The 24250-nt window shown below is 38.1% G+C and carries 25 protein-coding genes and 1 tRNA gene; 7 read left to right on the forward strand and 19 right to left on the reverse strand.

The window, feature by feature from the left end:
* The 4 genes from K0R93_RS13240 to mutT all read right to left on the reverse strand — a co-directional run.
* The coding region (locus tag K0R93_RS13240; RefSeq protein WP_300295646.1) for a DUF2975 domain-containing protein at window positions 1–261 on the reverse strand (261 nt) is incomplete at its 3' end.
* Between the two features lie 186 nt (window positions 262–447).
* A tRNA-Ala gene (locus tag K0R93_RS13245) sits at window positions 448–523 on the reverse strand.
* A gap of 54 nt (window positions 524–577) precedes the next feature.
* The gene (locus K0R93_RS13250) at window positions 578–1480 is read right to left on the reverse strand and encodes an RluA family pseudouridine synthase (protein ID WP_300302145.1); all 903 of its coding nucleotides are present in this window, start codon (window positions 1478–1480) and stop codon (window positions 578–580) included.
* A gap of 52 nt (window positions 1481–1532) precedes the next feature.
* Window positions 1533–1949: an 8-oxo-dGTP diphosphatase MutT gene (gene mutT, locus K0R93_RS13255; protein ID WP_300302148.1), complete on the reverse strand. Its 417-nt coding sequence runs from the start codon at window positions 1947–1949 to the stop codon at window positions 1533–1535.
* 356 nt (window positions 1950–2305) lie between these two features.
* Here mutT and K0R93_RS13260 point away from each other — a divergent pair, with 356 nt between their 5' ends.
* Window positions 2306–3115 (forward strand): NAD(+)/NADH kinase, encoded by an 810-nt coding sequence (locus tag K0R93_RS13260; RefSeq protein WP_300302150.1) that lies wholly within the window; start codon window positions 2306–2308, stop codon window positions 3113–3115.
* A gap of 45 nt (window positions 3116–3160) precedes the next feature.
* Here K0R93_RS13260 and K0R93_RS13265 read toward each other — a convergent pair whose 3' ends face one another.
* The 4 genes from K0R93_RS13265 to K0R93_RS13280 all read right to left on the reverse strand — a co-directional run bounded on the left by K0R93_RS13265 (window position 3161) and on the right by K0R93_RS13280 (window position 7336).
* The gene (locus tag K0R93_RS13265; protein ID WP_330685162.1) at window positions 3161–4435 is read right to left on the reverse strand and encodes a dicarboxylate/amino acid:cation symporter; all 1275 of its coding nucleotides are present in this window, start codon (window positions 4433–4435) and stop codon (window positions 3161–3163) included.
* Between the two features lie 142 nt (window positions 4436–4577).
* Entirely contained in the window at window positions 4578–5486 is a 909-nt protein-coding gene (locus K0R93_RS13270) for a response regulator (protein WP_300302154.1), read from the reverse strand.
* An 11-nt stretch (window positions 5487–5497) separates the two neighbouring features.
* Entirely contained in the window at window positions 5498–6760 is a 1263-nt protein-coding gene (locus tag K0R93_RS13275) for an ATP-binding protein (RefSeq protein ID WP_300302157.1), read from the reverse strand.
* Window positions 6761–6775: 15 nt separating this feature from the next.
* Window positions 6776–7336 (reverse strand): hypothetical protein, encoded by a 561-nt coding sequence (locus K0R93_RS13280; RefSeq protein ID WP_300302160.1) that lies wholly within the window; start codon window positions 7334–7336, stop codon window positions 6776–6778.
* Window positions 7337–7635: 299 nt separating this feature from the next.
* On the opposite strand from K0R93_RS13280, the gene K0R93_RS13285 reads away from it, so the two are divergent.
* Window positions 7636–7926 carry a hypothetical protein gene (locus tag K0R93_RS13285; RefSeq protein ID WP_300302163.1) on the forward strand — a complete coding sequence of 97 codons (291 nt, stop codon included), beginning with the start codon at window positions 7636–7638 and terminating at the stop codon, window positions 7924–7926.
* Between the two features lie 31 nt (window positions 7927–7957).
* Here the strand turns inward: K0R93_RS13285 and K0R93_RS13290 are convergent, their stop codons facing one another.
* Both K0R93_RS13290 and K0R93_RS13295 read right to left on the reverse strand, forming a co-directional pair.
* Entirely contained in the window at window positions 7958–8599 is a 642-nt protein-coding gene (locus K0R93_RS13290; RefSeq protein ID WP_300302166.1) for a hypothetical protein, read from the reverse strand.
* Complete coding sequence (locus K0R93_RS13295) at window positions 8589–9800, reverse strand: O-antigen ligase family protein (RefSeq protein ID WP_300302169.1); 1212 nt, start codon at window positions 9798–9800, stop codon at window positions 8589–8591. The genes K0R93_RS13290 and K0R93_RS13295 overlap by 11 nt, the downstream gene beginning before the upstream one ends.
* A gap of 59 nt (window positions 9801–9859) precedes the next feature.
* Between K0R93_RS13295 and K0R93_RS13300 the strand changes: the two genes are divergently transcribed.
* Window positions 9860–10408: a D-glycero-alpha-D-manno-heptose-1,7-bisphosphate 7-phosphatase gene (locus tag K0R93_RS13300; RefSeq protein ID WP_330685168.1), complete on the forward strand. Its 549-nt coding sequence runs from the start codon at window positions 9860–9862 to the stop codon at window positions 10406–10408.
* A 49-nt stretch (window positions 10409–10457) separates the two neighbouring features.
* Here K0R93_RS13300 and K0R93_RS13305 read toward each other — a convergent pair whose 3' ends face one another.
* Both K0R93_RS13305 and K0R93_RS13310 read right to left on the reverse strand, forming a co-directional pair.
* Window positions 10458–11138, reverse strand: a complete 681-nt coding sequence (locus tag K0R93_RS13305) for a response regulator (RefSeq protein WP_300302172.1) — start codon at window positions 11136–11138, stop codon at window positions 10458–10460.
* Window positions 11139–11153: 15 nt separating this feature from the next.
* A complete protein-coding gene (locus K0R93_RS13310) occupies window positions 11154–12743 on the reverse strand; it encodes an ATP-binding protein (RefSeq protein WP_300302175.1) in 1590 nt (529 codons plus the stop codon).
* Between the two features lie 193 nt (window positions 12744–12936).
* On the opposite strand from K0R93_RS13310, the gene K0R93_RS13315 reads away from it, so the two are divergent.
* Window positions 12937–14085, forward strand: a complete 1149-nt coding sequence (locus K0R93_RS13315; RefSeq protein WP_300302178.1) for an MGDG synthase family glycosyltransferase — start codon at window positions 12937–12939, stop codon at window positions 14083–14085.
* A 105-nt stretch (window positions 14086–14190) separates the two neighbouring features.
* Here the strand turns inward: K0R93_RS13315 and fabI are convergent, their stop codons facing one another.
* The 6 genes from fabI to pepF all read right to left on the reverse strand — a co-directional run bounded on the left by fabI (window position 14191) and on the right by pepF (window position 20924).
* Window positions 14191–14958 carry an enoyl-ACP reductase FabI gene (fabI, locus tag K0R93_RS13320; RefSeq protein ID WP_330685163.1) on the reverse strand — a complete coding sequence of 256 codons (768 nt, stop codon included), beginning with the start codon at window positions 14956–14958 and terminating at the stop codon, window positions 14191–14193.
* Window positions 14959–14975: 17 nt separating this feature from the next.
* Window positions 14976–16385: a peptidoglycan D,D-transpeptidase FtsI family protein gene (locus K0R93_RS13325; protein WP_300302181.1), complete on the reverse strand. Its 1410-nt coding sequence runs from the start codon at window positions 16383–16385 to the stop codon at window positions 14976–14978.
* Complete coding sequence (locus K0R93_RS13330; RefSeq protein ID WP_300302184.1) at window positions 16357–17598, reverse strand: FtsW/RodA/SpoVE family cell cycle protein; 1242 nt, start codon at window positions 17596–17598, stop codon at window positions 16357–16359. Before K0R93_RS13330 ends, K0R93_RS13325 begins: the two co-directional genes overlap by 29 nt.
* Window positions 17599–17610: 12 nt before the next feature.
* Window positions 17611–18042 carry an FHA domain-containing protein gene (locus tag K0R93_RS13335; RefSeq protein ID WP_300302188.1) on the reverse strand — a complete coding sequence of 144 codons (432 nt, stop codon included), beginning with the start codon at window positions 18040–18042 and terminating at the stop codon, window positions 17611–17613.
* A 187-nt stretch (window positions 18043–18229) separates the two neighbouring features.
* A complete protein-coding gene (locus tag K0R93_RS13340; protein ID WP_300302191.1) occupies window positions 18230–18814 on the reverse strand; it encodes a DsbA family oxidoreductase in 585 nt (194 codons plus the stop codon).
* A gap of 304 nt (window positions 18815–19118) precedes the next feature.
* Window positions 19119–20924, reverse strand: a complete 1806-nt coding sequence (gene pepF, locus K0R93_RS13345) for an oligoendopeptidase F (protein ID WP_300302194.1) — start codon at window positions 20922–20924, stop codon at window positions 19119–19121.
* 211 nt (window positions 20925–21135) lie between these two features.
* Between pepF and K0R93_RS13350 the strand changes: the two genes are divergently transcribed.
* From K0R93_RS13350 to murI, 3 genes are all read left to right on the forward strand, one after another.
* Window positions 21136–21474, forward strand: coding sequence for a hypothetical protein (locus K0R93_RS13350; protein ID WP_300302197.1), 339 nt, complete (start codon window positions 21136–21138; stop codon window positions 21472–21474).
* 14 nt (window positions 21475–21488) lie between these two features.
* Window positions 21489–22790 carry a [Fe-Fe] hydrogenase large subunit C-terminal domain-containing protein gene (locus K0R93_RS13355; RefSeq protein WP_300302200.1) on the forward strand — a complete coding sequence of 434 codons (1302 nt, stop codon included), beginning with the start codon at window positions 21489–21491 and terminating at the stop codon, window positions 22788–22790.
* Window positions 22791–22957: 167 nt separating this feature from the next.
* A complete protein-coding gene (gene murI, locus K0R93_RS13360) occupies window positions 22958–23758 on the forward strand; it encodes a glutamate racemase (protein WP_300302203.1) in 801 nt (266 codons plus the stop codon).
* Window positions 23759–23815: 57 nt separating this feature from the next.
* On the opposite strand, the gene K0R93_RS13365 is transcribed toward murI, so the two are convergent.
* Entirely contained in the window at window positions 23816–24220 is a 405-nt protein-coding gene (locus tag K0R93_RS13365) for a putative ABC transporter permease (protein WP_300302206.1), read from the reverse strand.
* Window positions 24221–24250 lie beyond the last annotated feature (30 nt).

The following is a 24250-nucleotide window of genomic DNA, read 5'->3' on the forward strand; positions in this document are numbered from 1 at the left end:
TGTGATTGCACAGTATTTTATATTCTTTAAAGCCTTTACAGATAATTCCGAGAAAGCTTTGTTCTTATCAATATAGCTTAAAAGTTTTAAAGTTTGATATAGAGCAAAGAAATACGATATCGCCGTTGCATACACACCGATTAAAATGGGGTAAGGTAAGTAGTTTACAAATCCAGGCACCCAAAATATGCACAAAGCAAGAACCGGAATTGCAATAAGAAAAACTACTACCTTTAAAAAGAGTGTTGAAACTTGTTTCATTAAAAGCACCTCTCTTATTTATTTTTAATTTGATTTTAACATGTTTTTTATCGTTTATCAATATATTTTTCTTTCTATTCGATATATTTATATCGATATGCATTGAGGTTTTTTAATAAAAAAACGGATTGAGTCAGAAGTTTAACTTCGTTCCCAATCCGTCTCTAACGTTCAGTTTTAAATAAATGGTGGAGCATAGGGGATTCGAACCCCTGACCCCCACACTGCCAGTGTGGTGCGCTCCCAGCTGCGCTAATGCCCCTTAGTCACATATATTATTTTACCCCCTCGTCCTTCACTTGTCAAGGGGAATTCTTCAAGACAGTTTTTGGATGAGACCCTTTATATCATCAGGTACTGGCGCGCTGACCTTTACTTTCTCTCCAGTTCTAGGTTGTTGAAAAATCAGTGTTTCTGCATGAAGGGCCTGCCGCTGAATCAGTTCTTCATCTACATAGCCATAGAGTTCATCCCCTATCAACGGGTAACCTATATGGGCCATATGTACCCTTATCTGATGGGTTCTTCCTGTTTCCAATTTTACTCGGATCACCGTTGCATCTTTTATCCGCTCAATCACTTCATAGTGGGTAACAGAGGCTTGTCCGCCTTCATAGACCTTCCGGAGAATATCTTCTGGGTCTGGTCGTCCGATAGGTGCATCGACGGTACCCTTCTCTTCTTCTATGATACCTTTGACCACTGCTAAGTATATTTTCTCCACTTCATCCCTTTGCATTTGCTTCGAAAGCTCCTGCTGGGCATATGGATTTTTCGCAATGATAATCAAACCCGAGGTATCTCGGTCTAATCGATTTACAAAGCGAATTTTGTAGCTCTCTTCTCGCTCCTTCATACGATATACCAGTGCATTGGCCATTGTGCCTGTAGGGTGTCCTTTTGTGGGATGTACCACCAAGCCTGGTTGTTTATTTACGATAACCAGATCAACATCCTCATACACAACCTCCATAGGAATATTCTCCGGCTCGAACTGATTCACTTCATCAGCCATGATGGCTTCTACTTTATCTCCCCGTCTTAATCTAGCATGGAAGGTGATAAAGTTTCCATTTACCAAGATGCTTTTGCTTCGCTTCATCCTTCTAACCAATCTGCTGGATAGCTTCATCTCATCATAAAGGATTTCTTTTAACTCTTTGCCCTCATGTTGTTCATCTACTACAAATTCTAGTATGTTTCCATTTGTTTTCTTCACCTTATACACCTACTCTTCTATATATACATCTATAATTATATTTATAGCTGCCCTATCGGTCAATCTCAAATATACTGTGTCCCATCCTTTTAATCTTTTCTACGATGGGCAAATCAGCTTCTACGAAATCGAATTGATCCAGTGTATCGATATTGATCCATTTAAAATCTTGACAATCTAAAGCTTTCGGATGCCCGCCGAGGTCATTGCACAAATAACACAATAGTAAAATTTTCTTTCCCGGGTACTCATGATAAACGACCTTAAAAATATCCGCCACTTCAACTTTCAGATTTAATTCCTCTTTTATTTCCCGGGCAAGACATTGTTCTGGTGTTTCCCCACATTCCAGCTTTCCCCCAGGAAACTCCCACTTTAGAGAATGATCCGTCTTCACATATCGCTGGGCTATAAGTATTGTATCTTCCTTTCGAATGACTGCTGCTGTGACGATTAGCGGCTGTTCCATTGCACTCTCTCCTTTTTTTCACATTATCACTAATATATCCATCTTATGACATGTTTACAAGGGGTATTCCAATAAATTCTCAGGATAGAAGGAATGAACCTATACTTTTAGAACGATACTAATTATGTTAAAATATACTAAAAATTGCTTTTATCCGATGGCTAACAACTCTAAGACTCCCGCTTGCACGCTGTGTAAGCGATGATCAATAAATCAAAGATTTATGATCCCTGCTTATACAAGGGGGAGACAAGAGTTGTACAGCCCCTGGATAACACGACTTGGCGTTCAGGTGGAGTTACCTGTGCCCGCGGGTGCAAACTCCATCTGAACTGAGTCTTAGTGGAGAAGATGTTATGTCCAATCAAACCCGTGTTATCAATATCGTTACAAATGAGCGGCCAATTTCCAATGAAACCAGCAGGATATTAAAGCGTAAGCTCGAGAAAAATGGCTTTTTTATCGCCGATGTTTTTGATCCTAAGGCTGATTTGACTGTCTGTATCGGTGGTGACGGTGCTTTTCTTAGGGCATTGCACGAGTATAAATTTCCCGATATTCCCATTGTAGGCATAAATACAGGTCATCTTGGCTTTTTTCAAGAGCTTTCTCCCTATCAGCTGGATGAGTTTATTTTTCGTTATGAAAAAGGTGACTATATAATCCAAGAACTTCACCCTGTGGAAGCCAATATCTGTACCCGTAACAGCTGCATCGAAATCATGGGGATCAATGAAATCACCATAAAAGGAGATAAATCCAGGACGATTCATCTAAATATTTCCTTGGATGATAGCTTCCTTGAAAAATTTAGCGGTGATGGGGTACTAATATCTACACCCACAGGTAGTACAGCCTATAACTATTCCTTAGGGGGCAGCATTGTAGACCCACGATTGGATCTTCTTCAAATCACGCCGATCGCACCTATCAACACTATTGCCTACCGTTCTTTTACCTCAAGCTTGATTGTCCCCCGGGGATCTATGATTAAGATTCACCCTGAGTATCCCTTTGAGAACTCTATTTTGGTCGTTACCGATGGGATGGAGCACAAACACAATGAGATTGTGGAAATAAATCTGAAGATGTCTGATATCAAGGTAAAGCTTCTACGATTAAAAAATTATGACTTCTGGAATAAAGTCAAAGAAAAGTTTTTGTAAAATACCCATTAAAAAGGGGATGGTTTTCACCATCCCCTTCATGCATTATGCGATTGATTTTTCTACTACTGCAGAGTTATATACTTTTTCGTCAAATTCACCTTCAGATTTTGCAACGATGATCGTACAGATCGCATCACCTGTGATGTTGATCGCTGTTCTTGACATGTCAAGAATTCTATCAATACCGATGATCAATGCAATACCTTCCACTGGTAAACCAACAGCTTGTAATACCATGGATAACATGATTAATCCAACCCCTGGTACACCCGCTGTACCGATAGATGCCAAAGTAGCTGTTAAGATTACTGTTAACAGAGCACCCATCCCTAACTCAATACCGTATAATTGAGAAATAAAGATTGTTGCTGCTCCTTGCATGATTGCTGTCCCATCCATGTTAATTGTTGCACCCAACGGAATTGTAAAGGAAGCAATACTCTTATTAACACCTAGATTTTCTTCAACAGTTTCAAGGGTCACAGGTAACGTTGCATTAGAGCTGGCTGTTGAGAATGCAACCCCCATGGCTGGTGCAAACTTCTTGAAGAATGTGATTGGATTTAATTTTGTAAAAATTACTAATAATCCTGAGTACGTAATACCTGCATGTAATGCTAGAGCAACCAATACGCAGATCATATATTTCAGTAATGGCACCATAGCATCGAAGCCTAATCCTGTAAATGTCTTGGCAATCAGACATAGTACCCCATAAGGTGCAAGGATCATGACCATACCAACCATTTTCATCATCAATTCATTCAATTGCTCAAAAATATTAACGATAGATTTTACTTTCTCTCCTAATGTAGCTAAGCCTACCCCGATGAGTAAAGCAAATACGATAATTTGAAGCATTACCCCATTTGCCATAGCTGCAACTGGGTTTTTAGGTATCATATCTGTAATTACTTCAACCAAAGGCTTCGCTGCAGCAATGGTTGGTTCTGTTTTCACCAGTGATGACATATCTAAGCCTAATCCTGGTTTAACTACGATAGAAAGTACCATTGCAATCGTAATTGCCACTGCTGTAGTAACTAGGTAAAATAATATTGTTTTTGATCCCACTCTACCTAATTTTCTAATGTCAGTGATTGATGCAGCACCATTTGCAATTGAAACAAATACTAATGGTACTACAACCATGTTAATAGAGTTTAGAAACACATTTCCTACAAGAGTAAACAACCCATTTACTAGAAACTTGTCTCTGAAATCAGATGGACCCATTTGATTAAGAATAAGACCGATAATAAGACCGACAATAAGACCAATAAAGATTTTTGTGGTTAAACTCATTTTCTTGTTCATAGACATCCTCCTTTTTTAATTTTTTGTAACAAAGTGTCTTTACTATGATAGCATACTCATCACCCTACAGAAAAGTACAAAAAAAAACCAAAACATACAGTTTTAGTTTAATAATTGCAAGTATTCTCTTTTCTGCAAGTTATCATGATTCATTTTTCATTTCCATCATGATGCCTTCTATAAACTTTCTGACGCTAATTTTCCCGCCATAGTTGGATTTTCCCCGAATGTAATCCATTTGCTTCCGTACTTCCTCAAAATCAAAAATAGTATTTCCGTATTTAATGAAGGTATCATTGCTATAGTCTTCAATACCTAGATTGGCTAAGTTCTTTAAAGCTTTGTTAATGGCCCTTCGAATTCTTTGCTCAATGGTAGCCACATTGATAGATATCTCATAATTATCCCAATACCTCTGGACAAGCATCCCAAATAATTCTGATATTTTTTGATTCAATAGTTTGCCTCGAAAATCCTGCTTTTGTTCCAAAAGTATGAGGATTATTTCTACAATTTCATTGCTCCCAGATTCTCCGAGTATTCCTAAATGGGAAAGAATCTTCTTGATCCGATCCTTCTCCGAAAGGATATTTACTTCCTTTCCCCCAGTATATTCCTTCAACATACTCATGCTATGGATAGCCTTCTCAAAGGAATGTATGACTTCTTGCATCTTCAACTTTTCCTTGACTTTATTGATGATAGAAACAACCTCTACCACATTGATAGGCTTATTGATGTAAAACTCTACCCCTTGGGTATAGGCCTTCGAAACCATTTCCTTTGAATTCACCTGGGAAATCATGATATAGTTTGTGTCTAGATTTAAGTCCATGTCCTTAAGGGTAGATACAATGGCAATCCCATCCATTCCGGGAAGCAATAAATCGACCAACACAATTTTCGGCCTTAAACTTTTGATATCATCTATTGCACTGATGCCCTCCTCAGCTTCCCCGATCACATCTCCCAAATTATATTGGTCAATAATATTTTTTAATACCTTACGAATACCCTTGTCATCATCAACAATATAAAAGCTCGGGTTCATATTATCACCTCTTATACAGCAATCTTTGAAAATGGAATTTGGATGGTAAAGGTCGTTCCCCCGTCCTCGCTAGAGCTTACTTCCAATCGCCCGTCAAAATGCCGTTCTACAATGTGTTTTACATGGGTAAGTCCAATCCCCGTGGACATTTCTCCCGTTATTGCATTATACTTTGTCGAGAATCCTGGCTCAAATACCAAATCTATATCCGATTCATCTATGCCTTCTCCATTATCCAACACCTTAAAGAAACAATATGATCCTGATGTTTCTTGGGAAATACTGATAATCCCTGTTTCCTCAATGGCATCAATGGCATTGATAATCAAATTATTCAATATGGAGATCAGCTGATAGTAATCCCTTGTAATGAAATTTTGCTGAAATTTAAATCTTAAAATAATCTGTTTTTGATTCATTACGATCAGTTTCTCAGTATTTGCTTTGATAATCTGATATATTTCCTTCAGGTTCATGTATAAGCTCTTGTCTTCCTCTGAGAGGGTTTTTTCTATGCCAGATACCACGCGTATATAGTCTTTTTTGATCTCATGGATGTCCTTGGCAACCATTAATGCCTCATCCTTTAGATACTTGTCCTGTAATTGCTCATAAAGACGATAGCTCCTTTTCATGGCTTCCTCAATATCCACACTAGATTTTCTCAGGAAAAACAGTTCTGATTCTAGGCTAGCCATAAAAAGAATCAGTTCTCGGTACTTCCTATCTTTTTGTTCCCTTTCATAACGATGCATATAATAATTGATCACTTCATAAGCAATGGTCGTAATAATAGAACGCATCAATCCCATCAAAATAAGCACCAAAACAACGATCTCAAAAGGATGATCAATTCGGCTTTTTCGAACAGCCACCTCAATGATATTTGAAATACTATCACATAACCATAGGGAAAGGATAATATGTTCTCCTTTTCTCAATTTGTCTCGAACACTTAGCAGTTCAAACAATATCCCATATAGGACATAAAAGATGGCCCCAGGCGCATACAATATCACAGCGCTTGCTATATCTGCCTCAGGGTGTCCAAGCAGATATACAAAGCTTCTAAAAAGAAAGATAGATACGCCTACAGCATTGGTAGCCGCCATGACAGAAATATCCTTAAAAAATATCAACATGAGGGACAAAGCTGAAACGCTAAAAGAAAATCTAAATCCTGAAGCAAAGGGATTTAGATAAATTTGACCCGTAAAAGCTGTTAAAACACAGAGAATGAATATCTTTTCTAAATTCTTTCTATTCGCAATCAATGAAATACCTTCTCCTTACACTTGATAGTGCAAAATGATTTCAGATTCAGATGCTTTCTCCTTTACGATCAGGAAATGATCGAAGTTTAACTCACAAAACTCTACCAACTCTTTGATACTGCATTGTCTTTCACATACTTCTATGACCTTCACCGTCACCTCATCCCACCCGTAGCCCATAAGTCTTCGAGTTGCATCCTTGTGAATCAATTCCAGAGGAACTGAACCGAAAACATTTCCCCTCATCACCTCATAGGTCTGCCAAAATCGATTATGAATATCCAGTGCTTTTGCCTCTTTTAAGTCTTCTGTACGCTTTTTAGAAAACTCCTCAAGGTAAGTACCCTCATAATAATTCTTCTTAAGGACAGGTTTATATAGAAACTTAATTTCATTAATAATATCTAACTTAATATTACTCAAAGCACTTTTTTTCGCTTGAATATCACCACGAATTCCTTCACAGGTTTTTATCATATCATCGATGAGTTTTTCAAGAATAACCTTGTTACCCGTATGAACACTCTTCTCAATTTCATAAGTAATCCTCTTTATCTCATGTACTTTATGCTGCATCTAGATCCCCTTCCGATATACACACTTATACTATTCCTATTATAGCATTAATTGCAAATAGTCTGCTAGAAAAATCATCGCAAATGATTCTAATAGCCTACATATTTATCATGTTTTTTATACCCTCCTTAGGCATAGTAAGACTTGTAATTACAAATACTTAACATAGAAACCGGCTTTGTTAAGGTCTTGGCCGATTTTTGTAGGACGGACGACCCTGTCCGTCCGTTGGCGTAATCAAACCCATGACGGGTGGACAGGGTCGTCCACCCTACGTTATATACGAACGGAGGTTTAATATGAAATGTCCTCACTGTGATAAAGGAAGTCTTTTGCTCAAGGATGAAGTCACATATGTTTACCTTTATGATCTAGCCGATGATGGAAAAGTAAAGTGGCAGGATCAAGAAGGTTATACATCTTATCTATTTCTGGATCGCGAACAAAAAGATTTCAAACAATATGTTCAATGTAACCATTGCAATAAAATCTACGATCATATCGTAGAACGTGCCCATGATATGGATATGATTATCTTAAAAAAAGCTATTCATTCAAACGGGCCTGTATCCAATGATTTCTTCATATAGATAAACAACACCCTGACTGGGTGTTGTTTATCTATTCTCTATGGATATGTTCTTCAAATTTTGAGTTTACTGCACCTTCAGCCCAACTGCAAAAAAATTCACCTGACTTATAAAAATATAATTCATCCGTTTTTCTTTCATGCTTCCATGTGCCTGCTAGATAGGTATGTTCGCCTTTTCGAAAAACATCTTCAAGGATTCTTATATTTCCCTCATATAGATCCTCATAAACTTCTTTTAAGGATTTATAATCTAATCCCATTCTAAAATAGGTATCTAAAGCCATAGCCTTGAGCATCCAGTCAAACGCCTTGGATAGACGTATAAACAGTTTCCTATAGTAGTTTTCCTTCACAAATATAGCAGTTTCAATATCGGTTGTCGGCTTATAGCCCGTCTCCAGCCGTGAAAATTGAAACTGATCTATAGGAATATATTCTCGCTTGCGAAAAGCCTCCGTCAGTATTTCAATGATTTCATAATCTTCAGTCTGCCTAAGGGCGTCCTCAATCTCAGTCTCTGTCATTTCTACATCCAAACCAATATTGTAGCATATATTCAAAAAAATATCCCTGTTGATCCAAACCCATTCATGATCTTCCAACCTATCCATATCAAGAATCTTTTCCAAGGTTTCTTCTTGGGTAAGGGTTGACAATATCTTATCCTTCATATTTCCACCACCTATGTTGTCTATACTCTTTTCTGCTATTTATCCAAATCCCGTCTGATATGGCCATCATCGTCCATACAAAAATAGAATATTGGGGCGCAAATACCACTGCATCGACGATTCCTTGAATCAGCAAGGTCATGTAAAATAAGCTCATACTTATTCCTATGGTTTTTATACCCCTATTCTGGCTCTCATTCACCATTTCTATTGAATTTTTTATAGATTTTCCCAGCATAATCAATAATAGCAATAACCCAATTACGCCTGTTTCTGCCATCGTATGAAGAAAAAGATTGTGCCCGTGGAACACAGGCGCCTTGATCTCTGACGAATATTGATCGATATATACCCGCATAGTATTTAACCCTGTACCAAAAACCATATGGTCTTCAATGATATCTATCACTGTCCTATATATCTCTATCCTATATTCAATGCTGCTATCTTTTGCAGCAAACTCAGGATTCATTCTTTGGGTATAGTTGCTGCCATCAATCATAAGGGCTGCAATCAAAATGATAATGCCGTATATAATATATCTTTTATTCTTTTTTAAGGCAGTCAACACCATGGTAGCTATGGCCAGTGTCAGTAAAGCTGCCCTAGAATATGTAAATATTAAGCATATAGAACAGAGAAATAGAGAAATAACATGAACTGGCCGTTTTCGTATCTCTTCCAAAGAAGCAATGGTCATACAAATCATAGAAACCAAATACGCCCCCAATACATTCGGATTATATAGTGTTGAATATACACGAATTTGAATATCATATATATTCTTATCTACCCAAGATTTAGGAAGATCTGAGGGATCAAGATAAAAGTACTGGATAATACCAATGCCAGATATGATTATACTTCCCCAAACCAATATATTTATGAGGGTGCTGTACTCCTTTTCGGTGCTGAAGTTATCGCGGATTGCAATATATGCTGCTATTTGTAGTATAATAAGGGTAAATGCTTGAAGTCCATAAAATGTATATCGAGTCTGTAGTAACTGAAAAAGTAAATAAATAATAATAACCCAAAGCGTACCATTGTTCTTACCAAGAAAATCCTTTTCACAGGTTTTCATCTTAAAGATTTTATATATCAATAGGGATAATAGACCGAGGTATCCTATATATATAGAAATACTGGCAGCGATCAAGGATGCCATGACGATACGTTGTTCTATACGACGATTCCCCATTGTTCGTTCTCCTTATGCTATAAATTTCCAGCCGCTTAAATCATATTGTAGCACATACTATAAGGAAAAACTATGAAATATCCAAAAAGGAGGTTTTTATGCAAAAAGCTGTATTTCTCGATCGAGATGGCGTAATCAATGACAATCGTATGCCTGTAAATAAGCCTCAAGATTTTGTTTTTTTTCCATGGACCTTTGAAGCAGTTAGAATGCTCAATGACGCTGGTTTCCAAGTATTTGTCGTAACAAATCAGGGCGGTATTGAAATGGGGTATTTTACCCATGAAAATCTTAAGGATATCCATGATAGCATGCTGGCAGATTTTAAGATCAATGATATTATGATCCATGGTGTAGCCTATTGCCCCCATTTTAAATCAAAATGTGAATGTAGAAAACCAGCACCAGGGATGCTCCTTCGCTTGGCCAAGGAGCATCATATCGACCTTGAAACCTCTTATATGGTAGGAGATCGAGATTTCGATATTGAGGCAGGCCGGCGAGCCGGCTGCAAGACCATAAAACTAGGGGCACCTTATAGAAATGCTGATTATACTGTCTCAAACCTTCTAGAGGCAGCAAAGTTAATTGTTTCAACAAGCAAATAAATACCAGCACCTACGCTGGTATTTATTTTTATTATTTCAAACCAATATATCAAACCGATTCTATAAACTTATAACGATGGACAGGGCGCCCTACACTGCCATACTCTAACTCCACCTGGACAACTTTTTTATCTGTCAGGTATTCTAAATATCTTCTAGCAGTAACCCTGGCGATACCAACATCTTGAGATAGCTCCATAGACGTATGGAACTGTTTATTATTCTTTAAATAATCCACCACAAGATCCAAGGTAGTCTGATTCAATCCCTTTGGCAATTCTTCTATCCTATCATCTTTCAGATGAAGAATTCGATCCAGGTCCTGCTGCTGAAAATTATCTTTATTTTCTAGGGTTTCTCTCATTTTCTGATAGTGAAGCAAGGCTTCCTTAAATCTCTCAAATTTAAAAGGCTTGATAATATAGTCAATCACACCATATCTTATGGCATCATGGATTGTATCAACAGTTTTGTCCGCAGTTATCAAAATCACATCCACGTTGGCACCGATACTTCTTATTTCCTTTAATACAGTCAGACCGTCCATTTTGGCCATAAAAACATCCAGTAAAACCAATTGTGGTTTAAGCTCTCGTACCATTTTCAAAGCTTCAGAACCATTATTTGCGATACCAACAACACGAAAATCTTTAACTTTTGAAATAAATCTTCGGTTGATTTCTTGAACCATAGGGTCATCCTCAACGATCAAAACATGTATCTCTCTCATTTTTCCACCACGCTATCATTTTTTAGGAATAATCACAATCATTTCTGTACCAACATCCATTTGACTCTCTACATGAATGGTACCGCCTACACCTTCAAGAATCTGCCGAATCAAGGCCAATCCTACCCCTTTGTTTGCTCCTTCTTTTGTAGAAAAACCAAATTCAAATATTTTTTCTAGATTTTCCTCTGGAATTCCTTCTCCTGTGTCTGTAACAATGATTTCCAGTTCTTCACTTCCATCATTAATTGTTAAGTATACGTTTTTACGCTCTCGGTCAAGACCACTTACGGCATCTATGGCATTTTCGATGAGATTCCCTATAACCGTCAAAAGGACCTCTGTATCAATTTCATCCCCCTGGGCCACTCTACTACAGGGATCTATAGAAAATTTGATTTTCATCTCTTCCATTTTATTATATTTTGCCAGAAGCAGACCTGACAAAGAAGGGTTTTTTATATGCTTTGTTAGAAAGCCTAAGGTTTCTTCATGGAGGATACTGATATCATCTATATACTTCATGGCCTCATCGTAGCATTTCAATTGAAGCAGGCCAGAAATGGTATGCATTTTATTTAAAAATTCATGATTTTGTGCCCTAAGGGCATCGATAAACCGTCTTACACCCGTCATCTGTTCCGCAAGATTTTTTACTTCCGTCAAATCTCTAAAACTTGATACAGCACCAATGGCCTCACCACCGATATTAATGGGAAGCGTATTCGCTACGATAGCTCTGTTGTTCAGGATATGCTCTCGATCATATTCTGGGATGCCCTTTTCAATAATTTCCGGCATATGGCTGTTTTTTATAATTTCTCGAATATCTCTGCCGATTACATCCTCTTTCAGTCCTAAAATTCTTTTGCCTTCCCCATTTATCAGAGTAATTTTATATTCACTATCGACTGCCAAAATTCCTTCCTTCACCGTCTGCAGGATAACATATCTTTCCTTTAGGAGCCGTGAAATCTCCAAAGGCTCCAACCCAGATATTTGTCTTTTGATGTTTTGAGCCAGCATCGTTGCCCCCATAATGGTGAGGAGGATGGAAAAAGTTAGAATGAAGTAAAAACCACTCTCAACTTCCGTAAAAAATTTAGTTATATTGGGCATTGCCATACTAACTAAGACAATACCCACTTGCTTTCCATCCCTATAGATTGGCATATGTGCTTGAACATACCGCTCCTGCCCCTTGGTACTTTTTGAAATATAGGTTTTTCCATCATAGGCCATGCTGCTATTGCCCTTAATATCCCTTCCACCAATTTTATTAAACGCTGAATATGCATATTGAATGCCATTAATGTCCATCACGGCTATAGCCGCTGCATTGGATGCCCTCCGGATGTCCTCAACAATCAGCTGGGTCCTATATTCACCCCTGGGTTTGCCAATATTAACCTGGATATCCCTTTGTAACACTATTTTTTGAGCTACTTCCATGGAATTTTTTGCTAGTGTATTCTCAATACTATTATTGATATACCATAGACTAAAGCCGCCAATAATGGAGATGAGCACTGCAACCATTACCGTCGTAAAGACAATCATCTTAACCTTCAAGGAAGCTTTCATATACTTTTCTATAGGTCTCACTCCCACTCCATCGGTTTATAGACATATAGAATACATTCTCTTTGATATGGGCTTATTCCTCCTATCATCTGTAATACACTTTGCATTTACCCCAAAAAATAATATGTATCTTCTACTGGGCATTGGATTTTTACATCTTCATAGCAGACTTTTTTTATAAAAATGGTATAATAGTTATCTAGGAGGTGATTGTGTGAATATACTATTTTTTACTGTATCCGCAGGGGAAGGCCATAATCAAGTCGCCAAAACCATCGCGGATAAGATTAAGCGAATAGATCCAAAGCATAAAGTAGAAGTTATTGATGCTTTTAATTATGTCCATCCCAGTCTACATAAGATTGTATTTGAGGCATATATAAAATCCATTAAATATATTCCCACCTTATATGGTTATATCTATAAACGTTCTGAAGTAACAGATAATTCCATCGTAGATGTGAGTGAATTTTTAAATAAGGTAGTTTTGTCAAGGAAGTTGACACGGCTTTTGGGTGATTTTCAGCCTGATGTTATCGTCTGTACCCATCCCTTTCCCGCTGAAGCACTATCCGCAATGAAAAGAAAGGGTAAAATTGATATTCCTTTGGTTACAGTACTTACGGATTATACGATTCACCCAAGCTGGATCAACAATGAAATCGATTATTATATGATGCCCTCAGAAAACTTTGTCCACGAATTCCAGTATTGGCAGATTCCCTTGGAGCGGGCAAAATTTTTTGGTATTCCTATCGATGATAAATTTGCTAAATCTTATAACCGACAAGAAGTATGCGAAAGGCTAAATCTGTCCAATACCTTTACAGCCCTCATTATGGGTGGTGGTTTAGGGCTGGGAAACATAACAGAAACCCTGGATTATCTTTTTACTTACAATATCGATATTCAGATAATTGCCATTGCAGGAAAAAATCAAGAGCTCTATCGGTATCTATCTTTAATCAATCGAAAGAATCTTAAGGTATTTGGCTATGTTTCCAACATTGATGAGTTTATGAGTGCCTCTGATATCATTATTACAAAGCCTGGTGGCATTACCGTCACAGAGGCATTGGCGAAAGAATTACCGATTATTGTAACTTGGAATCTACCTGGCCAAGAAGAGCGAAACATGGAGTTTATACTGAACAACGGTATCGGGATGGTAGCCGCCAGCCCCAACTCCCTCATTTCTTGTATCAATCTTCTTAAGGATGATCCAGATCGGTACCAAACCATCTGCAGAAATATGACTAGGCTCCGAAAACCCCATGCATCAGAGGATATTGCAAATTTTATTTTAAATATGCCCAGTGCCAATCCATCGTCTACCGAAAGGTCCGTGTTCACGGTTCGGTAGGCGTTGAATCATACACAAATGGGCAGGATGATCCTGCCCGATTATGATGCATTCTTTTATAATATCTTAATACAAAGATCAACCGCTTTCGGTTGATCTTTTTTATCATGCTAATATATTATATCCACAGTCCACGTGAATTACTTCACCTGTAATACCGCTGCTCATAGGGCTGCATAAAAACAATGCCGTATTGGCAACTTCCTCGGTTAGAACCAGCCTTCCCATGGGTACCTTTTCTTCAAACTCCTTCAGCATGGTAGTAAAATCTTTGACCCCTTTGGCCGCTAAGGTCTTTATAGGTCCTGCAGATATGGCATTTACTCGAATGTTTTCCCTGCCGAGATCCGCTGCCAGGTATTTTACACTGGCTTCTAAGGCAGCCTTGGCTACCCCCATCACATTGTAATTTTTCACCACTCGTTCTCCACCGAGGTAAGATAAGGTAATGATGCTTCCACCCTCTTTCATCAGGGGTACAGCACCTCTGGTCACAGCCACCAAAGAGTATGCACTAATATCTTGAGCCATGGCATAGCCTTCTCTAGAAGTATTCATATAGAGTCCTTCCAGTTCTTCTTTTTTTGCATGGGCAATACTATGGACTACCCCATGAATCATGCCAACCTTTTCTTCAATCTCTTCGAAAGCTTTCGCTATATCTTCATCCTTGGTCACATCACAGTGAATCAATGGGAATGTCCCCATCTCCTCTGTAAGCTTTCGGATATGTTCTTCACTTCGCTCCCCTTGATATGTAAAAATTAAGTTTCCACCTGCTTGATGTAGAACTTGGGCAATTCCCCATGCGATACTCCATTTATTGGCGACACCCATTACCACGATGTTTTTTCCTTTTAGTCCCATATCCATTGGTATCACTCCTCTCATTATTTTACACGATTCATTGTTTGGATCATCATGTCCCTGGCAAGGGGCGCAGCACTCTTTCCGCCGGTAGTCCCATGGCTCTCCAACACAACCACTACAACAACCTTTGGATCTTCAGCTGGTGCAAAACCTGTAAACCAAGCATGGGTTTTCCCAGTATCGTTTTCAGCCGTCCCTGTTTTTCCAGCAACCTTTATATTTTTGATTCTTGCATTCGTTCCCGTTCCATCGGTAACAACCTCAACCATCATATCACGAATTTCTCGTGCAATCAAACTACTGCTTGCCCTGGTCAATGCCTGGGGATAATTCACCTTTAGGGTCTTACCCTCGGAAGATAGTATCTCCTTCACCAAAATAGGCCTCATCATCACGCCATCATTGGCAATGGCAGACGTGGCCAACGCCATATTCAAAGGCGTAACCAGCACCTTTCCTTGACCTATGGCTGATGCACCTAACTCTGGCTTTGTCATAATACCCTTGCTTGGAAATATGGAGGATTTTGTTTTTAAATCAAAGGGAATAATCCGATTAAACATAAACTTTTCAGCCGTATCCTGTAGTTTTTGTTCTCCCAGCTGAAGACCCATTTGACTAAAGGCAATATTGCAGGATTTTGCCATGGCCTCTAACAGGTCCACTTCTCCATGGGCAGTCTCTTGGTAATCTCTCAGGACATAACCTTCTATGTTTACAGAACCTTCACACGCATATTCCGTATCTATTTCTTTATTTTGCAGCGCTGCTGCTGCCGTAATAATCTTAAAGACCGAACCAGGGGTATATACCCCTGAGGTTGCCCGATTTAACAAAGGGCTCTCCTTATCCTCTACCAGTTCTTCCCAGTTCTCCTTAAAGGTTGATGCATTGAAATCAGGTTTACTTACCATGGCATATATCTCACCGCTTTTAGGATTCATGGCAATAATGGCACCTTTGTTATTTCCCAACTTCTGCTGCGCATATTTTTGCAGTTCATGATCTAGAGAGAGAATCAGGTTATTGCCCTTTTCCTTGGGTCCTGTAATCTTTTCGGTTATCTCCAAGATTGGATTTAATGCATTGATATTCAATAATTCATTATTATAAGATGACTCTAGTCCAGACTTTCCATACTCCTTATCACTATAACCAATAACATGGCTATAGAGTCTTCCATGATTGTATTTTCGTACCTGTTTATTGTTTTCTATTTTCTCACTATATGCCAGGGTTTTACCGTTTCTATCTACGATTTGCCCCCTTAATACATATTCTTCATTCAGCCATTGTCTTTTATTATAATTGTTGGTTACAATTTTAGATGCCCTAAATATTTCAAAGTAACTCAAATAAACCACTAGGATAATGAACAAAGCGCCCATCACCCAAAGCACTTTAACAATCCTCTTGGATTCTTGGTTCATGGTTTTCCTCCTGTTCCAGTTCCTCAGATGCTACCTGTAGAATACCCAACGCTGCAAAGCTTGATACTAAGGAGCTGCCTCCATAGCTGACAAAGGGTAATGTGATACCCGTTAAAGGAATTAGCTTGGTTACGCCGCCTAAAATAATAAAGGCTTGAAAACCCAACATGGCTGTAATACCAATGGCCACGATTCGAAAAAATCTATGGTGCTGATTAAGGGCAATTTTAAACCCTCTATATACCAAAATCAGAAACAGCATAATGACAGCCATGCCGCCAAATATCCCCATTTCCTCACAAATGGCAGAAAAAATAAAATCGTTGTGCACCTCAGGGATAAATTCAGGATGACCTAGACCAATGCCTGTGCCAAAAAAGCCTCCCGAAGCAATGGCAAATAAAGATTGGGTAATTTGATATCCCTTACTGTCGATAAATCTCCAAGGATCGATCCAAGTCTCCACCCTTACACGGACATGGTTAATAAAGAAATAACTCATGATCCCAGGCACTGATGCAGCACCTAAATTGTATAAGATAAACTTTCTATGCTCTTCATAGATGTATAGAATCGTCATGAAAATCAAGAAAAACAGCATAGCCGTTCCCAAGTCTCGTTGAATAAACAGGAACCCGATATGGGCATAGACAATACCAAAAAATACATAAGGATTCTTCAGTTTTTTTTCATTGGTATAATAGGATGCTAAGAAGAAGACAAACAGCAGTTTGATTAGCTCTGCCGGCTGAAAGCTGTAGCCTGCAACTCGAATCCAGTTGGTGGCCCCTTTTACTTTAATACCGAAGAGCAGGGTAGACAGGAACAATATTAAGGCTCCAGATGCATAGGCAATCGTCCATTTTTCCCATCCTTGTACCTTCTTCGTCACAAAGTAAGTTAGGAAAAAGATGATAATTCCTATACCAAACCAAATAACCTGTTTAGCGCCGTACATAGGATTAATCCGATAGATCATAATTACACCAATACTTATCAGCATTGACATAATCAGAAACAAATAATGATCCCCTGTAGACCATTTGAGCAATACCCAATTGGATATATAAATAATGCAAATAAAAAGCAACCCTGAAATCAGCATGTTTCGATCAAAATTTTCCCGAAATGAAAAGAGTAATAATAATGCCAAACTATTGATCAATACAATTAGATTTTGCGGTGCCTTATAGCTGATAAATTTTTTGAGCATATGTACACCTCTTTAATCATTACTAACAAACAAGAACTCCAGTTGTCCAAATTTGATTCGATCACCGTTTTTCAGTTTTACAACATCCAGTACCCGATCTCCATTCAAACAAGTGCCATTGGCACTATCTAAATCCTCAAGAAAAAATTCATTTTCATCCAAGGCAATTTTTATGTGAATGTTGGAGATATAGGGGTCCTTGATTACGATATCATTGTTATTCCCTCTACCCACGGTAACTGAATCCTCGAGACTATAGACCTCCTTCACCTTAAAAGGAAGGGTATCCTTCCGATTGATTAGCTTCAAATATGTACTATTTTCTTTATCAACACCATGGATATTCTTAATGTCCATATAAATCAATCGAATAATCCCAAACATAAATAAATAAATCAAAAGAATAAACAAATAACGAAATACTAGGGAAAGGATGTTGAACATTTGACCACCTGCCATAATTCTCATATTCTGTTATATACTTGAATATAGTATATCATTCTTTTGACGAATCTAACACAACAAAAGAATTTCATACACCAAACTAAATGCAGCTCCCTTTCTCGCTACAAAGAAATGACTTTTAAATCTAGCCTTTACGGCATATTAAAAGTCATTTCTTCCTTACCACTTATTTCAACATTTTAACCAATTCATCGTAGGAGCATACCCCTTGACATATTATACTGCTCCCTTCTAACAAAGTTGGAACCACATTAATCCTTTGCTTTTGAACAATTGACTCCCAGCGGCTTGCTGTTCCTGTGAAAGATTGTTTTTTAATATATTCTACAAAGTCATCATAGGATAACCCAAGGTTTAAAGAGATTTTATACACGATCTCATCATTACTGATGTTTTCATTATAAACGAAAACTCTACGAAAAACCTCATCTATCAATTCTCCTTGATTCACCCTAGAACGTCCATAAGCCGTTAATCGGTTTACCAATTGTGTATTATATAATTTTTCTGGCAAATAGAAAGGTATTTCCTTTGCCGCAGCCAGTTCATCCAATAGCTTTCCAGCCTTTATCACCTTTCTAGGTCCTAGATACTCTAACAGAGAAACACCTTCTATCGGTGTATCTGCATGGATCTCCATAGGAATCCATTCAACGTCGAAGCCTTGTTCTTCTTCTAACCTTCTTATCTCAGGTATCATAAGGTAGCAGTAAGGGCAAATGTAGTCGAAAATAAAGCTTAGATTTCTCAAGGCTCTCGCTCCTTTCAATGATGCTACTATATACTTACCCTTTGGTATCAGTCTCACTCATTGGACAAACCATTTTTTTAATATTTTTTTATTTTTTATTGTTTTTTTATCGCATAAAACAGTTTTTTATCGAATAAAAAAACGCCTGGGATGCATTCATATCCTAGGCGTTCTATAAAAAGGAGAAATTAACAGATAATAAATATGTATATACTACTATATAAAGTATCGGACATCAATATTGTAAGCTTTAGTTCCTTATATTTCCTTTATTGTTACCAAATATCCATTATTATATACCGAATTATAATCCTTTTTCCAGTTCATCCAATAGTTTGTCGAACACTTGTAACGCTTGATGAATAGGTTGCGTTGTAGTCATATCTACCCCTGCACCCTTCAATAGCTCAATGGGATAATCTGAACCGCCCTTCTTTAAAAAGTCGATATATCGCTGAACTGCCGGTGTACCTTCCTTTAATATTTTCTGTGATAAGGATATGGCAGCTGAAAACCCAGTGGCATACTTATAAACATAAAAAGCATTATAGAAATGTGGAATTCTTGCCCATTCCAATTGAATTTCTTCATCAATGACAATATTTGGTCCATAGTACTTTCGGTTTAATTCCAAGTAAATCTCATTGAGAAGTTCTGGTGTCAAAGCTTCTCCGCTTTCCACCTTCCCATGGGTAATTTTCTCAAACTCCGCAAACATGGTTTGTCTGAATAAGGTTCCCCTAAACTGCTCCAAGTAATGATTTAATAGGTACATTCTGGTATTGTGCTCCTTCAAATGCCCTAGCAAATGCTCCATGAGTAACGCTTCATTTACTGTGGAAGCCACTTCTGCTACGAATATCTTATATCCAGCATAAGGATACGGCTGATGATGATTCGCATAGTATGTATGTAATGAATGACCCATCTCATGGGCAAGGGTAAAAAGATCATTAATTGAATCTTGGTAATTCAGTAATACATATGGCGGGCTATCATAGGATCCCCATGAATAAGCGCCGCTGGTTTTACCCTCATTCTCATGGACATCAATCCAACCTTCGTTAAAACCTTTGTCCAGTAGACTGACATATTCCTCTCCTAATGGGGCAAGACCTGCCTTGATTTTTTGTTTGGCTTCCTGATAGGGGATATCCATCTTCGCATCCTTTACGATAGGTGTATATAAATCATACATATGAAGTTCATCCACCCCAAGAGCCTTTTTCCTCAGGTCCACATAGCGATACATGCTGTTTAAGTGTTCATGGACAGTTTTTATCAGGTTATCGTAAACGGATACAGGAATATTGTCACTGTCTAAGGAAGCCTCCAACGCCGATGGGTATTTTCTTACTTTCGCATAGAAAGCATCTTTTTTCATACTATAGTTCAATGTTGATCCAATGGTATTCTTTTGCTTTCCATAGCTGCTATACAAAGCTTGGAATGCATCCTTTCTTACCCTTCGATCTCCGCTCTCAAGAAATTTTACGTATCTTCCCTTGGTTACCTCAATGGACTCTCCATTTTCATCCTCTATGGCCGGAAACTTGATATCTGCATTGTTAATCATTCCAAATATATTCTTAGGTGCTCCAGCCAATTCACCTGCTTGTGCCAATATCAGCTCTTCTTCCTTAGACAATACATGGGATTTTTGCCGAAGGATTTCTTCCAAATAAAAAGCATATAACGACAGATCTTGGTTTTCCTTTAAGAATTCCTGAATTTTATCCTCTGGAATACTTAATATCTCTGGTATCATATAAGCAAGGCTGCTCTGTACCTCTACACTTACGCTTTGGGCTCGGTCCGTCATGGCCTGATATTTGCTCACCCTATTGTCTTCATCTTTTCTCATCTTTGCATAGACAAATAGATGTTCCATCTTTCTTGATACTTCGTCGCTCTTCTTAAGTCCTTCAAATAAATTTTCTGATGAGTTCCCTAAGGTTCCTGCGTATTTTTTCGTTTCTTCCATAAGAGCCCTTACATCTGAAAGCTCTTGCTCCCAGCTCTCATCATTCTCATACATTTGTTCCAGCTTCCATTTTAATGACGCAGGAACATCTGCTCTTCTAGGTACCGATTTTTTATTCTCATTCATAGCGTGTCGTGGTCTCCCACATCCTCCCTTCAAAATTGTATTACTTAAATTTTCTTTCCTTATTATACCCATTTACCATGGAATACACCATCCGGTATCATGCTGTCAGTAATTTCATTATAATATAATACTTCAAAATATTTTATTCATTTCCTTTCTATAGTATAATAAGATTATATTTCGTTATCCATCCTAGTTTGGAGGTGTTATTTTGAAACTTTCTGAAATTGTTGAGCTTTTATCTGCAAAAGTTTATACCCATCCTGTTGATTTAGATATGAACATAGAATATGGCCGGGCATCAGATCTACTCAGTGATGTGCTTCGTAATCCCATGGAAAATTCAGTTCTGCTTACTGGTCTTGTCAATGTTCAGGTTATCCGCACCGCTGAGCTTATGGATATTCGGGCCATTGTGCTGGTTCGTGACAAAGAACCTTTGCCTGAAATGATCGAGCTTGCCAATGAAAGCAATATTGCTCTGCTTAGTACCGAGTACATGCTATATAGATCCTGCGGTCTTTTATTTGGTCATGGGCTTTTAGATTAGGGGAGGGATATACCATGGGTGAATATTTTCATTCAGTGACGTTGAAGGAAGATAAGTGTTTAGGCTGCACCAATTGTATAAAACGCTGCCCTACAGAAGCTATCCGTGTAAAGAATGGAAAGGCTAGTATTATTGAAGAGCGTTGTATAGATTGTGGTGAGTGTATTCGTATTTGCCCCCATCATGCAAAACATAGTACGGGTGATCCATTAGAATCCATTCAAAATTACAAATACAAAGTTGCTATCCCTGCACCCACTTTACTGGGTCAGTTTGAAGTAGATGTGCAACCAAATAATATATTAGCTGCCCTTAAAATATCGGGCTTCGATGATGTATATGAAGTTTCTAGGGGTGCAGATATTGTGTCCAGCTTTACCCGAGAGCTTATCCAAAACGCAAAAAGGCTTCCATTGATTTCATCTTCTTGTCCTGTTATTGTCCGCCTTATACAGATCCGCTTTCCAAATCTAATTGATTTGATCATGCCTATGGAAGCACCCATGGAATTAGCAGCCATGCTTGCACGGCAAAAATCCATGGAGAAAACAGGTCTTTCCTCTGAAGAGATCGGTATTTTTTTCATTACACCTTGTCCAGCCAAAATTACCAGCGTAAAAAATCCTATTGGCATTAAAAAATCTAATGTTGATGGTGTCATTTCTATAAAGACGGTATTTCCATTCATTCAGAAAAACTTAAAAAAGGCAGAAGAAGACATGGATTTCTACAATTCTGGCAAAGCCATCGGTTGGGCTAGGGCCGGAGGAGAAACCTATTCCCTCGGTATCGAAAACTACCTGTGTGTTGATGGTATTGAAAACGTTATCAAGATCCTTGATGAGATTGAAAATGGGCATTTAACAGGTATTGAGTTTGTCGAATGTCTTGCCTGCGTCAATGGATGTGTAGGAGGCTCCCTGGCTGTGGAGAATCCGTTTATTGCAAGAAATCGTATTCGCAGGATTTCTGAAAAGTATATGCAGACGAAAAAAATTCATCTGGAAAAATCCATTGAAAGCTTTTTATTGACTGAAGAAATCCTTCCAAAAAATGTTCACAAGCTCGATGATAATATTTTAGTCGCCATGAAAAAAATGAATCAGATTGATTGTATTGCAAAAATTCTCGCAGGCCTAGACTGTGGTGCTTGCGGTTCCCCATCCTGCAGAGCTCTGGCTGAAGATATTGTTTTAGGATACTCTGATTTAGATGATTGTATGGTGATTTTCAAAGAAAAATATAAACATACGAAGCAGGGTGTACCTTATAGGGTCGAGACTGAATCCAACCCTACCCTTTATCAAAGTGAATAGCATTCCATACGTATTAAAAGGGTGTGTATACACCCTTTTTCCAGTTATGTAATTTTATGTAGATATTGCATAAACCATTGCTTCATCAAATATAATGGTGTAGTATAATTATGTTATGGATCTTTATTTTTTGAATACTTATGCTACTTGGTAGGAGGATTTTATATATGGATAACAGACCTATTGGTATACTTGATTCGGGTGTTGGCGGCCTTACCGCTGTTCCCCATATTATAAAGGAACTTCCCAACGAAAGATTAATCTTCTTTGGGGATACCGCAAGAACACCTTATGGCTCAAAAGCAAAAACGACAATTACCAATTTTACAAAACAGATTGTGGACTTTTTGGTTCATGAGAATGTGAAGATGATTATTATTGCTTGTAATACAATTACAGCTACCTGCTTAGATGAATTGAAACAGTGCTATAAGGATCTTCCTATTATTGGAATTATCGAACCTACAGCCCAAAAGGTTGCAGCATCATGTACAGCCCAAAACCGTATTGGAATTATTGGAACCAAAGTGACAATCAATCAAAAAACCTATATTACCTCGATTCTTCACTACAATCCTAATTTAACCCTTTTCGATATGCCTTGTCCCATTTTCGTTCCTCTTATTGAGGAGGGTATCATTGACAATGGGATTATGGAGTTATCGGTGCGCTATTACTTAGATTCTTTTGTGAAAGATAATGATCTTGATACCCTTGTTTTAGGGTGTACCCATTATCCATGGATCAGGAAAACCATTGAAAAGCTGTATCCCTATCTTCGAATCATTGATCCATCATTTGAGATTATTAATAGCGTACAGTCCACATTGATCAAACACAACATGTTATCCCACGAACCAAAATTCGAAAATATTTTCTATGCCAGCGACCTTTCGGAAAACTTTATGAATATGATTACCTCCATCTTCGGCAAAGATGACGTAAAGGTTGACTTTAAAAGCTTTTAGTTGCTATTCAAATTAATCACCCCATGGTGTTTTTGCACCATGGGGTTTCCTATGCCATCACGATAAAAGTACTCTGTCTAATATCAAATGTATTCTTTCAAACAACAAACCTGCCACAAACCATGCAGGTGCATAATCCAGGCGAATAACGCCCTGAACTGCATACTTTACGTTACCATAATCCCACGGACAGATGCCAATCACTGATCTAATCATTTTGCCTGAAGTAAATTCAATAAAGTAGATTACTGCTACCCACACACCTCCTCTGATCAAAACAGGCCAATGAAATATTAAATCATGCAGTCCTTCTAAGAAAACCGCAGCACCATAAATAGGAAACATCCAAAGATAGGTATACCCTCTAAACCTTCTATCTCCAGATAGCAATGCCCCCATTCCTGTCCAGAAAATCTCAATACACCATCCCAACAAGCCATAGATAAAAAATCGTATCAACATATAGATAGTCTTTCTTGGTTCTGGTAAATA

This window comes from Anaerosolibacter sp. (assembly GCF_029240175.1).
GTDB lineage: Bacteria > Bacillota > Clostridia > Peptostreptococcales > Thermotaleaceae > Anaerosolibacter.